The sequence below is a fragment of the Rhizobium sp. P1_B8 genome, assembly GCF_056406515.1.
Map to the genome: position 1 here is coordinate 1 of NZ_JBFTZZ010000022.1, position 13,405 is coordinate 13,405.

Below are 13,405 nucleotides of genomic sequence, written 5' to 3' on the forward strand. Positions count from 1 at the left end.
AAAGAAGGACATCTCGCAGGCGCGGCTGTGGCTGTGGACGTATTCCCGAGGGAACCGGCATCAAACAAAGAGCGTTTTGAAACACCGCTGCAAGGTTTGGATAATGTCATTCTGACCCCGCATATTGGAGGGTCGACCGAAGAAGCCCAAGAACGTATTGGAAGAGAAGTCTCGAGGAAGCTTGTCGAATATTCGGACATCGGCTCGACCCTAGGCGCTGTCAACTTTCCCCAGGTTCAACTGCCGCCACGTCCAAACGGCACGCGTTTCATCCATGTTCATGAAAATCGCCCTGGCATTCTCAACAATCTGAATACGGTTTTTTCGTCTCGTGGACTTAATATTGTGGGCGAGTTCCTGCAGACGCACGGCGATACGGGTTACGTGGTTATTGAAGTCGAAGGCGTTGGCCAAACTGCAAATGATATACTTGATGCACTCCGCCAGATTCAAGGAACGATACGGGCTCGATTGGTTTACTGACGCCGTTGGGAATGCCTTTTCCAGGGTGCTCGCCAGGATCAGGGCTCATCGTGACGTGCCCCGTTAAACATTGTGCAGCAGCCATAGCCATTGCGTTGAAGGGGTTCGAACCGTCGACCCGTAGATTATTGGTATGTTCACGCGGTTGGGGGCAAAGGATCAGTGCCTTCGCCAAGGATCGCGACGCGAGTATGGGTTTCGGCCGCTATTTAAGCAAGCGTGGCTTTATTTAAATAAGGAGAAAGCTAAGGTAAGCGCTCTTAAGTAATCTTCGCCACGTTCGACCGCCTTGAACGGATGTGAACCAGCAACCCGCCTATTTCCAGAACCTCAGTTTCTCGAAGATGCATATATCGCCTTTCGTCGGATTTCAGCGGGCATCCTCCTCAATCTCGCTTCGGGCGAGCTTTGATCATTGGATGGCCTACCTCATCGAGGATGATTGGGGTCTTGAAAGGAGTCGAACCGTGAATTCGGCCTGGCACGCGTGAGACTTTGACCCGATATGACACGTTAACGACATACTGTCGTCTCCTGGTACAAAATCATTAGGGCAAGCATATCGTCTTTTGGGGCGGAATTTGCGGCTCGTCTTGCCTCCGGTCGTCTGCTCCCTAGATCCGACACATGGATACCGAGCGAACCACAGCTCCTATCAAACCGGTAAGGGCGTCTTCGCGGAAACCTCTCCAGAGGTTGAGCCCGGCCATTGTGGAGCAAGTCGAGCGCCTGCTCGGTGGACGCACGCGTGATATCCGCTTCAATGGGGAACTGGCTCAGCTTTTTCGCGAACGCTCCTGGCCGCGGACTGCCAAGATCATCCGCGCGTGGATGGTTTGGGTTATCGTGCTCGACGTTCTGACGTTGGGCCTCAACGCGATCTTGCTTCCGACCGAAACCGTAATGTCGATGCTTTGGCCAGCGTCTATCCTTCCCCCCGCAGCTCTTGTCGCCGCGATAGCCTTCCTGCGGCCGCACGCTTTGTGGGTGCAGGGAGTTTTCCTCCTCTCGGCTGTTTTTCTCATCCTTCTTTCGGTAGCCTTGGTGGGCGTTAACACCGGTGGCGAGTTTTACGAGCGGCATTTGACCATCATGCTCTTTGTGGCCGTCACTGCCATTATCATATTTCCCGTTCCACTCGGTTGGGCGATGACGATCGGTGCAGCTGCCCTCGGTATTTACCTTGTGTTTCAGCTGCGAAATCCGGGCATTGAAGTGGGGAGTGCTCTGGCCGGTACGCTGTTTTTCGCAAGCGGTGTGGCGGCAACCGTCGTTGCCAGACGCACCGCCACCATCTTCGCTCAGAAAACCTTCTTGCTTGAGTTACGAGATCGAACTCGCCTCGTGGAGCTTACTGACGCCAATTCCCAGCTGGAGTTGCTGGCGCGGACCGATCCGCTGACCGGTGTCGCCAACCGGCGTTCGATGATGGAAACGCTCCATCATTTCTGGAACGAGGACCTTAAACGAACGAGCAGCGCGGCGATGCTGATGTGCGATGTCGATGACTTCAAGCGCCTCAACGATAATCGCGGGCATGCCGAGGGCGACCGTTGCCTGGTGAAAGTTGCCGGCATCATTCAGAGCAGCATGAGAGACGAGCGAGACCAAGTCGCCCGGTACGGAGGCGAAGAATTTCTCGTCTTTCTCCCACGCGCCGATGAACAAGAGGCCCGGCTGGTTGCTGAGAGAATTCGAAGCCGAGTAGAAGCTGCGTCTCTTCCAAATCCTACCTCCCGCGTCGGTCCCTGGGTCACTGTCAGCATCGGAATAGCGATATTGATGGAAAACAGTGAATTCGTGTCCGCAGAGCACATGCAGCGACAGGCCGATGCGGCACTCTACCTTGCCAAAAGGACCGGCCGCAACTGCGTGGTGGTCCATGCTGCAGAGGTCGGTCAAGCCTCCGGCTGAGGTCGTTCCAGGAAAACTGAGCTGTTTGCATCTTGTCGTTCTGGCCCCCAGGAACGACCGCCTCAACCAGATGCGAGCGGGGTTCGGTGTCAATCGTTTAAGCCTGACCATTTGACAGATATCCTACAAGTGGATATGTAATATCCATCTTATTGGCGATGCGAGAGAGTGGCCGGCATGACATTGAAATCGATGAAGCCGCTGACGCGCGCGCCGCTGCTGCATGTCTCCGTGCAGGAAAGTCTGCGCGCCTATATCGACGACAATGGCCTTGCGCCCGGAACCCTTCTTCCGGCGGAAGGAGAGCTTGCCACCCAGCTCGGCGTCAGCCGCAATTCGCTGAGGGAAGGCATCAAGGCGTTGGAATCGCTCGGTGTGCTGGAGACGCGGCGCGGCGTCGGTATCTTCGTGAAGGCCTTTTCCTTCGAGCCGCTTCTCGACAACCTCGCCTACGGCCTCGGCGGCGCCCTGCGACAGATCGAGGAAGTCCTCGAAATCCGACGCACGCTGGAAGTGGGATTGATCAGCAAGACGATCGACGTGATCGGGGAAGAGGACATCGCCGAACTGCGCGCCACCGTCAATCGAATGCGCTCCCATGCCGAACGCGGTGAAACCTTTGCGGAAGACGACCAGCTGTTCCACCGACTGCTGTTCCGCTGCCAGGACAATGAAACGCTCGTGCGGCTGATCGATGTCTTCTGGCTCGCCTTCTACAAGGCATCGGATTTCGTCAATCTTGAAAATACGGATCCGATGGCGACGTGGCGCGACCATGCCGCGATCGTCGATGCGATCGAGGCAAGGGATCTGGAGGAGGCGCGCAGACGCCTGGATCGTCACTACGAGGGCATCGCCCGGGTGATTGCCAACAACAAGACAAGTTCAAACGTGGGAGGAACACATGAAAAGACTGTCTAGATTATCCGCTATTGCGCTTGGCGCCCTGCTGTCGACGGCTGCCGTTCCGGCTCTTGTCGTTTCGGGCGTTGCAACCCAGGCTCAGGCAGCCACGCTGTCCGGCGGCTTCGATGTCGGCCCCGGCGGTTTCCAGGGCAACTTCAATCCGCTTGCCGCCACCGCCGGCTTCACCTGGCTCAGCGTCTACTACGAACCGCTGATCACCTATGACGAGAAGCTGCAGAAGGTCGTCGGCGCGCTGGCAAGCTCCTACGAGGTCAGCCCGGACCAGATGAGCTACACGTTCAAGCTGGCGGACGCCAAGTGGCATGACGGCAAACCGTTCACCGCCAATGACGCGAAGTTCACCATGACCCTTGCGATGGATGCGAAAACCGGCTCGGTACTCGCCGCCCGATTGAAGGGCATATCGTCCGTCGAGACGCCGGACGATCACACTGTTGTCATCAAGCTCAGCGCACCGAGCAGCAGTTTTCTCGATACGATGACCAAGGTGATGATGCTGCCCGAGCATGCGCTCGCCTCGATTCCGGCCGACCAACTGGCAAAGAACACGTGGTGGTCCACCGCGCCGATCGGCACCGGCCCGTTCAAATTCACCAAATACGTCTCGGATCAGTATGTCGAACTTGCCGCAAACACCGATTATCGCGGTGGCAAGCCCGCACTGGAACGCGTCATCGATCGCTATTTCGCCAACCCGGCCGCGGCGATCGCGGCGCTCAGATCCGGCGAAATCCAGTTCACCTATGTCGATTCCAACGATGTGCCGACCTTCAAGGACAACAAGGACTTCAAGGTCATCGAAGGCAACTCTTTCGTCGTCAACTATCTCGGCTTCAACCACGATTCTCCGCTCTGGAAGGATGTGCGCGTGCGCCAGGCGGTGATGTACGCGATCAATCGCGATGCCATCATCCAGAGCCTCTATGGCGGTGCGGCCAAGCCTGCCAATTGCGCCTATGTCGCCGAACAGCTGACACCGCCTGATATCGACACCTATGCCTACGATCCCGAGAAGGCCAAGCAGTTGCTGACCGAAGCCGGCTGGGACCAGATCAACGGCGGCAAGCCGATCACGCTTCTGACCTATTACACCACGCCGCTTGCCACCAACGTGCTTGCGGCAGTCCAGGCGATGCTGGCCCAGGTCGGCATCAACATCGTCCCGCGCGCCGTCGATGCGCCGACTTATAACAGCATCGTGCTCAATGCGACGCCGGATATTGCCCAGTTCCAGCTGGTTTACGCCGGGCTGCAGAACGGGCCGGATGCCGGAAGCATCAATGTCGGCCTCAACGAGAAGCAGATTCCTCCGGCCGGACCGAATGTCGCCAGGGTTCGCATGCCTGACCTCACCAAGGCGCTCGACAGCGCGCTGGCCGAGCCGGACAGTGCCAAGCGGGATGTGGCCTACCAGGACGTCTGCAAGGTGATGAACACGAACCTACCGTGGGCGACGCTCTGGGTGGCAAACCGCTACGGCATCGTCTCGACCAAGGTGAAGGATTTCGTCTGGACGCCGGCGCCGGGCGGCGGCCCCTACCAGGCCAACCCGCAGAAGTGGTCGATCGCCGAATAGGCGTTTTCCGAAAAGCCTTGAGGGTGGCCTCGGCCACCCTGTCAAGACGGCCTGACAAGACGGCCCGATAAGACGGATTGCCGATGCTCCAATACAGTCTGAGACGCCTGGTGATAGGAATAGGCATGCTCGTCGCCCTGAGCATGCTGATCTTCCTGCTGCTGCGCCTGACACCCGGCGATCCGATCGATGCCTATATCGATCCGAACCTGCCGATGTCGCCGTCTGACCTTGCCGATCTGCGCAGAAGTCTCGGGCTCGATCAGCCCTTGCCCGTGCAGTATCTGGGCTGGCTACAGCAGGCGCTGACAGGCAATCTCGGCTATTCGATCAAGCGTCTCGATCAACCGGTTCTCGGTCTGGTGCTGTCACGGATTGGCCCGACAGTGCTATTGATGGGCACCGCACTTGCCTTCGCCGTCGTCGCAGGCATCACCTTCGGGGTGATCGGCGCGGTCCGCCGCAATTCGCTTGCCGATCTCTCCTTGTCGGTGGTTGCGCTTGCCGGCATTTCCAGCCCGGCATTCCTCAGCGCGCTGATCGGCCTTTATATTTTCTCCGTCCGCCTGCACTGGATGCCGTCTGGCGGCATGCTGACGCCGGGCGAGGAATTCTCGGTGAGCGATCTCCTCCACCATCTGATCCTGCCGGCGGCACTTCTGTCTGTCGCGCAAGCCGCATTGATCATGCGCTACATGCGCGCTTCGCTGCTCGAAGTCCTGAACCAGGATTACGTGCGCACGGCCCGAGCCAAGGGTGTTCGTGAATTCTGGGTCATCAGCAAGCATGCGTTGCGCAATGCGCTTCTTCCGATCGTCACGCTGATCGGCTCCACCATCGGGCTTGCAATCGGCGGCGCCATCTTCATCGAGAGCGTCTTCAACTGGCCGGGCATGGGGCTGTTGCTCGTCGATGCCGTGCAGACCCGCGACTACCCCGTCATCATGGGGGCGACGCTCGTCATCGGCACTTGCGTTATCGTCGTCAATCTTCTGACCGACATCACCTATGCGGTCGTCGACCCGCGCATCAAGGTGGGTTGATATGCTGGCACGATCTCCCGAACGCCGCAGCCCGGGGCCACTTGCCCGCGCCTTCAGTCGATTTCTGCTCAATCGCGCAGCCGTTGCCGGCGTCTGCATTGCCACGCCAATGCTGCTGTTGATCCTTTCCTATCCGCTGTGGTGGGCTTTCCGGCCGAACGACATCGATCTCCTGGCGATGAATAGCGGCCCGACGGCAACGCATTGGTTCGGAGCCGACGGCGTCGGACGCGACGTCTTCGCCCGCGTGCTCGAAGGTGGCCGGATTTCGCTCCTGGTCGCCGTCGCATCGACCGCGCTTTCCGCAGTCATCGGGTTTCTCTTCGGGGCCATCTCGGCGCTTGCGGGACGTTGGACGGACGCCGTCTCGATGCGCTTCGTCGATCTGGTGATGACCCTGCCGCCCGTCATCTTCCTGCTTGTGCTCGCCTCGATCGCCGGTACCGGCATCTGGCCGACCGTGATCGTCATCTCGCTACTTTCCTGGCCGCTGCTTGCGCGCATGATCCGCTCGCGGCTGCTGGAATTGCGTGAACGCGACTTCGTCCTGGCCGCCCGCGGCATGGGCGCCGGCATCGGACATCTGCTGTTTCGCCACGGCCTGCCGAACTCGATCGATATCCTCGTGGTCTATGCGACGCTGCAGATCGCCAATGCCATCCTGCTCGAGGCCGGCCTGTCCTTCCTCGGTCTCGGCATCGCCCCGCCGGCGGCCAGCTGGGGCAACATGCTGAACGCGGCCCGCTCGACCGCCGTGCTCGAACAATATCCGTGGCAATGGCTCTTCCCCGGCGCCGCGCTCATCCTTGCCGTCCTGGCAATCAATTTCATTGGCGATGGCCTCAGAGATGCCTTCGACCCGCGTGCCGAACTGAACTGACAATCGAAAGAAGCGAAAATGACCAAATTCAAGGGTGTCGTCCCTCCCGTCGTAACCCCGCTCAATCCGGATTTCACCGTCGACTATCCTTCCTATACGCGTGTGCTCGAGCACCTGATCGATGCCGGTTGCCATGGCGTATTCGTCCTCGGCTCGACAAGCGAGGTGATCTTCCATGACGAGAAGACCCGGCGGGAAATCATCGAACATTCGGCCAAGGTAGTGAATGGCCGCGTGCCGTTGATCGTCGGCGTCATCGATCCGACCACGGATCGCGTCATCGCCCACGCAAAGGTTGCAAAGTCCGCCGGTGCCGACGCGGTCGTCGTGACGGCGCCATTTTACACAGTCACCAGCCAGTCCGAGATCCTCGATCACTTCCGTTATATCCGCGACGCGGTGGACATTCCGCTGATCGCCTACGACATTCCCGTTTGCGTTCACGTCAAGCTGCAGCGCCAGACGGTCGTCACGCTTGCTGGGGAAGGCGCGATTATCGGCCTCAAGGATTCCAGCGGCGACGACGGCAACTTCCGCTATGCGCTCCTCGACCTTGCCGAACACAAGGACGTCTTCCTGATGACCGGCTCCGAGATCGTCGTCGACACCGCCTTGTTGATGGGGGCCGACGGCGTTGTCCCCGGTATCGCCAATGTCGATCCGCACGGCTATGTCCGCCTTTGGGATGCTGCGCAGCGCGGCGACTGGGTCGCCGCGAGGAAGGAACAGGAGCGCCTCTGCCGCCTCTTCGAAATCGTTTGGGTCGCGCAGGGCCGCGTCAGCGGCGGCGCAGCGGGAATCGGCGCTTTCAAGACCGCCATGCGTAGCCTCGGCATCATCGATTCTGCCGTCATGCCGCGGCCGCGTGCCAGCCTGAACGAGACGGAAACGGCACGGATCGACGAGATCCTGCGTGCAACCGGCCTGCTGAACTGAGACGACTGATGGAACAAACCGCCGAACCCGTTCTCGACATCAAGGGATTGCGAACGATCTTCCGTACCCGCGGCGGCGAGATCACGGCGGTCAACGATATCGACCTGACCGTTGCCGCCGGCGAGACGCTTGCGCTCGTCGGCGAATCCGGCTCCGGCAAGTCGGTCACCAGCCTGTCGGTCATGCGGTTGCTCACCCGCAATATCGGCGTGATCGCCGCAGGCAGCATCCGCCTCGCGACCAGCGGCGGCGCGGTCAGAGATCTCGTTTCCCTCGACGAAGAGAGCATGCGCAGGATCAGGGGCGACGACATCGGCATGATATTCCAGGAGCCGATGTCGAGCCTCAATCCCGTCTTCACTATCGGCGACCAGATTGGCGAGCCGATTCGCATCCATCGCGGCGCCGACCGCAAGGCGGCGATGGACGCAGCCGTCGCGTTGCTTGAAAGCGTCGGCATACCGGACGCTCGACGCCGTGCCGGCCAATATCCGCACGAACTGTCGGGCGGCATGCGGCAGCGTGCGACGATCGCCATGGCGCTCGCCTGCGATCCGGCGCTGCTGATCGCCGACGAGCCGACCACGGCGCTCGACGTGACGATCCAGGCGCAGATTCTCGACCTGCTTCTCAAACTGCAGCGTGAGCGTGGCATGGCCATGCTCTTCGTCACACACAATCTCGGTGTCGTCGCCGAAATCGCCCACCGCGTTGCGGTGATGTATGCCGGCCGAATCGTCGAAGAAGGGCCGGTCGGCGAGGTTTTCCGCAATCCCAAGCATCCCTACACGATGGGCCTTCTCGCCTCCATGCCGCGCCTTGGCGATGCAGCGCGGATGAAACAGGCCGGCGAAAAGCTCGCCGCCATTCCCGGCATGGTCCCGAGCCTGATGAACATCCCGAGCGGCTGCGCCTTTTCCCCGCGCTGCAAATTCGCGGTCGATGCCTGTCGCGTCGCGGTTCCCGCGCTCGAACAGGTCAATTCGCAGCACCGCAGCCGCTGCATCAGATGGAAGGAGATCTAGATGAGCACCCCCCTGCTCTCCGTCCGCGACCTTTCGAAACACTATACTTCCCGTGGCACGCGGCTGAACATTCTCCAGGGCATCTCCTTCGATCTCGGCAAGGGTGAAGTCGTCGGGCTTGTCGGCGAATCCGGCAGCGGAAAGACCACGATCGGGCGTACCGTCCTTCGCCTCGTCGAGCCGTCGTCTGGCAGCGTCCGCTTCGACGGCACGGAACTAACAGCGCTTCCCGCCTCCGCGCTCAGACGACAACGGCCGCGCATGCAGTATATTTTCCAGGACCCCTTCGCCAGCCTGTCGCCGCGCATGACGATCGGCGAGATCCTGACAGAAGGCCTGAAGATCCAGGGGATCGGCACCGCCCGTGACAGGCTCGAACGGGCGCGGTCGGCACTGGCCCAGGTCGACCTGCCCGCCGACGCGATCAATCGCTACGCGCATGAATTTTCCGGCGGCCAGCGCCAGCGCATCGGGATCGCCCGTGCGTTGACGTTGTCACCCGAATTCATCGTCGCCGACGAGCCGGTTTCGGCGCTCGACGTGTCGATCCAGGCGCAGGTGATCAACCTGCTGCGCGAACTGCAGCAGCGGCTTGGCCTGACCATGCTGTTCATCTCGCATGACCTCGCCGTCGTCGAATATATCTGCGACCGGGTGATCGTGCTCTATCTCGGCCGCATCATGGAAGTCGCGCCGAGTGCCGATCTCTATGCGAGACCACAGCATCCCTATACGCGCGCCCTGCTCTCGGCGATTCCGTCGCCCGATCCGGATGCCCGCCGCAACAGGCAGATCCTGAAAGGCGATATTCCAAGCCCGGCCAATCCGCCGAGCGGATGTGTCTTCCGCACGCGCTGTCCAAGCGCGCTCGATGCCTGCGCCGGTACGATCCCGCAATTGCGGGAAGTCGCTCCCGGCCACTTCAAGGCCTGCATCCGCGACGACCTCAACTGATCCGCCAGCCACCGGAGACAATAGATGAACGCGACGACGCCACATCCCGCCATCGGCGGAAACTGGGCGAGCCTGCTTCTACCGATCGCAGCCGATGACAGCATCGAATTCGACAAGCTCGGTGAAGAGATCGATATCCTCATCGATGCCGGCGTCGACGGTATTTATTCGAACGGCACTGCCGGCGAATTCCACAATCAGACGGAGGAGGAGTTCGACACTATCCAGGCAATGCTGGCCGAACGCTGCAAGGCTTCCTCTATGCCATTCGTCATCGGCGCCTGCCAGCCCGATCCGCTGATCATGCTCAATCGGGTCCGCCGCGCCGCCGCGCTCGATCCCCGCGCCATTCAAGTCATATTGCCGGACTGGTGGCCGCTCAACGATGACGAAGCGGTCGACTTCCTGAAACGAGCAGCCGACGCTGCCGACGGAATTCCGCTCATCCTTTATAATCCGCCGCATGCAAAACGGGTGCTGGCGCCAAAGGCGCTGGGCATGGTCTGCGCGGCAGTGCCTGAGGTGATCGGCATCAAGGTCGCCGACGGCGACGACTCTTGGTATGCGGAGGCACGTGAACGTCTTTCCGGTCTGTCGCTCTTCGTTCCCGGTCACCATCTCGCAACCGGCATCAAACAGGGCGTCGCGGCAGGGTCCTTTTCCAATGTGGCCTGCCTTAGCCCCCGCGGCGCTCAGACCTGGACGGTCTCGATGCGAAACGATATCGACGCCGCGCTCGATCTGGAACGACGCATCTGCACGTTCATGGACGCGCATATCGTCCCTTTCCGCCAGCAATTCGGCTATTCGAATGCCGCTCTCGACAAACTCTTGAGTGCCATCGGCAATTGGGGACCCGTCGGCACCCGTTTACGGTCTCCTTATCGCTCGATAGACACGGCAGAAGCGGTCAGGTTGCGACCCATCGCACGCTCCGAACTCCCCGATCTTTTCCCCTGAATTTGCCTAAAGAGCGGGCATGGCACGAAACAACCTGCGTTGGCTCGCCTTGATGGGCGTCGAACCGAAGAGACAAGGTCCGATATGGCGCAGGACGAAAAGTTCTACCATCCCAGCCGGGCCGATATCTTGCTGGAGGCCTCCTTCAGCAGAACGATGAAGCGGTCGACGTCGCTTTTTTGCGTGCGGAAGGCCGGGGCGCCGACATTCACCGCGGCGATCACGGATCCGTCGAATGCCAGAACCGGCACTGAGACGGAGACAAGTTGCTCGCTCACTTCACCATAGCTCACACAAAATCCCTGGCGGCGGATTTTATCCAATTCAGCCACCAACTTGCCGCGATCCGTGATCGTGCGCTTGGTCAGCCGCGGCAAAGTTTCGGGGATCATTTGCAACTGCACCTGGGGCTGGAGATAGGCGAGAAGCACCTTGTACGAGCCCGCCGTGAGCGGCCGTCTTCGACCGATCATCGCCTGCACCCGCAAGTCGCGCATCGGTTCGAACTTTGCAATGCACAGGGATTCCCCATTGTCGATGATCCTGAGCTGGGTCGTTTCGTTCGCCTTCTGACCGACTTCTTCAAGGATAGGATTGGCTATTCTCACCAGATCAACCTGTGTCGATGCAGCGGTCCCGAGAATGATCGCAGTCGTCCCCAGCCGGTAAGTGCCTGTCTCGCTCTTCCGCACCAGGCCACGACGTTCCAGTGTGCGTAACATGCGCAAAATTCTCGGCTTGGTTTCCCCGAGGTTCTGCGCCACCTCAGTCAGTCTGATATCCGGGTTTTTGGCGACATTCAGCAATACCTCGATGCAGACATCAACCGATTGCACGATATCGCTTTTTGATGGTTGTCTTTTGTCCATGGGACAAGAATTTTCTCCGCGACCAGAGCCGAAGGATTGGCATAATTTCAGGTTACGCCTATCGTAACGCACTTGTTTTCCGTTTGACAGTCCCCTTGAGGGCCCCTTACCAATTTGTGTCAAGAGTGGACGGGAACCTGCTCGTACCGACCAGCAGGGTCGGCCTAAAAACGCTAAACCGGGATGGAAGAAATGGCCGCAAAAACATTAACGCGGGCAGCGATCGGGCTGCTTGGAACGATTGCTATTCCTGCAATGGTCGTCGCACAGGAAACCCCGCTGACGATCGGGATGTCGACGACGCCGACGACGCTCGATCCCCATGAAGACAGTTCGGCTCCCAACAATGCGACCTCGCGCCATATCTGGGACAGCCTGCTAAACCTCACGGGAACGTCGGCAAATGCGCCGGAACTCGCCACCGAATGGAAGGTCATCGACCCGACCCACTGGGAGTTCAAACTGCGGAAGGGCGTGAAATTCCATGACGGCAGCGAGTTCAACGCCGATGACGTCATCGCTTCGCTTCTGCGTGCCCGCGACAAGCCCAGCCAGAGCTTTGCTTCTTACACCCGCAATATTGTCAATGTCACGGCCACGGATCCCTATACCATCGTCGTCGAGACGAAGGTTCCGGATCCGATCCTGTTGAATTCCGTCAGCCGAATTCGCATTATCAGCGCCGATTGCAAGGAGGCGCCTGTCCAGGATTTCGACAACGGCAAGTGTGCAATCGGAACCGGGGCCTATTCCTTCGTCTCCTATTCGCCAGGCAGCAGCCTGACCTTGAAGCGCAATGACAGCTATTTCGCTGGCCCCTCGCACTGGTCGAACGTCACGCTGCGCTTCCTGCCCGATGACGGCGCCCGTCTGGCATCGCTTCTTTCCAACGAGATCGACATTGTCGAAACCCTTCCTGCCGATGGAATGGCACGCGTGGAAGCGAGCGATAATCTGCAGATCATCAATGGCCGGTCTTCCCGCTTTGTTTATCTTGGCCTTGATGTGAGCCGCGATGTTTCGCCTTTCGTGAAGTCTGCGGATGGCTCCGATCTCGGCAAGAACCCGCTCAAGGATGAACGGGTGCGTCGCGCAATGCTGATGTCGATCAACCGGCCGGCAATCGTCGACCGCGTCATGCAGAAGAACGGCACGGTGGCCGACCAATTCGTCGCCCAAGGCTATGCGGGCTTTTCCGGAAAAGTCGAGAAGGTGGGCTATGATCCCGCTGCCGCCAAGGCGCTTCTGGCCGAGGCCGGTTATCCGGATGGCTTCAGCCTGACCCTGCATGGCCCCTCTGGCCGTTACGTCAAGGATGCCGAAGTTCTGCAGGCGGTCGGCCAGATGTTCACGCGCATCGGCATCAAATCGAAAGTCGAGGTCCTGCCTTGGTCGATGTATTCGGAAGCCTATTCAAAAGGCACCTACAGCACCTATTTCGGCTCCTGGGGTGTGAACACCGGTGAAACCACCAATCCGACTGTTGCGCTGGTCGCAACGCGCGACGAGAAAAAGGGGACCGGCAGATATAACGGCGGCGGCGTGTCCGATCCGAAGATCGACGAGGTGCTGGCCAAGGCCAGTTCGACGCTCGATGAAGCTGCACGCGCGCCCCTTCTCGAGGAACTGTCGACCGAGACCTTCAACAACCTCTGGCTCCTCCCGATGCACTACGAAAACGTCGTGCTGGGCGCAAAGAAGACCGTGTCCTACACCCCGCGCGGCGATAAATATACGCTCGCTTACGACGTAAAGCCGGCGGACTAATGCATGCCGTCCAAAAGCGTGCCGCGGTTTTGGGACAAATAAAGATTTGAAGTGCGTCGCGTCGATCCATT

Annotated in this window: 12 protein-coding genes; 11 read left to right on the plus strand and 1 reads right to left on the minus strand. The window is 59.7% G+C overall.

The genetic code is table 11. The annotated features are described in order from the left end of the window. The 10 genes from AC1D2N_RS23885 to AC1D2N_RS23930 all read left to right on the plus strand — a co-directional run. On the plus strand, nucleotides 1-483 hold a 483-nt coding region (locus AC1D2N_RS23885; RefSeq protein WP_477982135.1), incomplete at its 5' end, for a Rossmann-fold NAD(P)-binding domain-containing protein. A gap of 627 nt (nucleotides 484-1,110) precedes the next feature. Continuing rightward, a complete protein-coding gene (locus tag AC1D2N_RS23890; protein ID WP_018516876.1) occupies nucleotides 1,111-2,397 on the plus strand; it encodes a GGDEF domain-containing protein in 1,287 nt (428 codons plus the stop codon). A 177-nt stretch (nucleotides 2,398-2,574) separates the two neighbouring features. Continuing rightward, nucleotides 2,575-3,318 (plus strand): FadR/GntR family transcriptional regulator, encoded by a 744-nt coding sequence (locus AC1D2N_RS23895; protein ID WP_018516877.1) that lies wholly within the window; start codon nucleotides 2,575-2,577, stop codon nucleotides 3,316-3,318. Further along, the gene (locus AC1D2N_RS23900) at nucleotides 3,302-4,900 is read left to right on the plus strand and encodes an ABC transporter substrate-binding protein (protein WP_018516878.1); all 1,599 of its coding nucleotides are present in this window, start codon (nucleotides 3,302-3,304) and stop codon (nucleotides 4,898-4,900) included. Before AC1D2N_RS23895 ends, AC1D2N_RS23900 begins: the two co-directional genes overlap by 17 nt. Before the next feature lie 83 nt (nucleotides 4,901-4,983). Further along, nucleotides 4,984-5,943 carry an ABC transporter permease gene (locus AC1D2N_RS23905; RefSeq protein ID WP_018516879.1) on the plus strand — a complete coding sequence of 320 codons (960 nt, stop codon included), beginning with the start codon at nucleotides 4,984-4,986 and terminating at the stop codon, nucleotides 5,941-5,943. Between the two features lies 1 nt (nucleotide 5,944). Then, complete coding sequence (locus AC1D2N_RS23910; protein WP_018516880.1) at nucleotides 5,945-6,823, plus strand: ABC transporter permease; 879 nt, start codon at nucleotides 5,945-5,947, stop codon at nucleotides 6,821-6,823. An 18-nt stretch (nucleotides 6,824-6,841) separates the two neighbouring features. Then, nucleotides 6,842-7,759, plus strand: coding sequence for a dihydrodipicolinate synthase family protein (locus tag AC1D2N_RS23915; RefSeq protein ID WP_018516881.1), 918 nt, complete (start codon nucleotides 6,842-6,844; stop codon nucleotides 7,757-7,759). A gap of 8 nt (nucleotides 7,760-7,767) precedes the next feature. Next, nucleotides 7,768-8,784, plus strand: coding sequence for an ABC transporter ATP-binding protein (locus AC1D2N_RS23920; RefSeq protein ID WP_018516882.1), 1,017 nt, complete (start codon nucleotides 7,768-7,770; stop codon nucleotides 8,782-8,784). Beyond that, nucleotides 8,785-9,738: an ABC transporter ATP-binding protein gene (locus AC1D2N_RS23925; protein WP_018516883.1), complete on the plus strand. Its 954-nt coding sequence runs from the start codon at nucleotides 8,785-8,787 to the stop codon at nucleotides 9,736-9,738. A 24-nt stretch (nucleotides 9,739-9,762) separates the two neighbouring features. Next, complete coding sequence (locus tag AC1D2N_RS23930) at nucleotides 9,763-10,698, plus strand: dihydrodipicolinate synthase family protein (protein ID WP_018516884.1); 936 nt, start codon at nucleotides 9,763-9,765, stop codon at nucleotides 10,696-10,698. Nucleotides 10,699-10,802: 104 nt separating this feature from the next. On the opposite strand, the gene AC1D2N_RS23935 is transcribed toward AC1D2N_RS23930, so the two are convergent. Continuing rightward, nucleotides 10,803-11,567: an IclR family transcriptional regulator gene (locus AC1D2N_RS23935; protein ID WP_018516885.1), complete on the minus strand. Its 765-nt coding sequence runs from the start codon at nucleotides 11,565-11,567 to the stop codon at nucleotides 10,803-10,805. Between the two features lie 192 nt (nucleotides 11,568-11,759). Between AC1D2N_RS23935 and AC1D2N_RS23940 the strand changes: the two genes are divergently transcribed. After that, nucleotides 11,760-13,334 carry an ABC transporter substrate-binding protein gene (locus AC1D2N_RS23940; RefSeq protein ID WP_018516886.1) on the plus strand — a complete coding sequence of 525 codons (1,575 nt, stop codon included), beginning with the start codon at nucleotides 11,760-11,762 and terminating at the stop codon, nucleotides 13,332-13,334. Nucleotides 13,335-13,405: the final 71 nt, after the last annotated feature.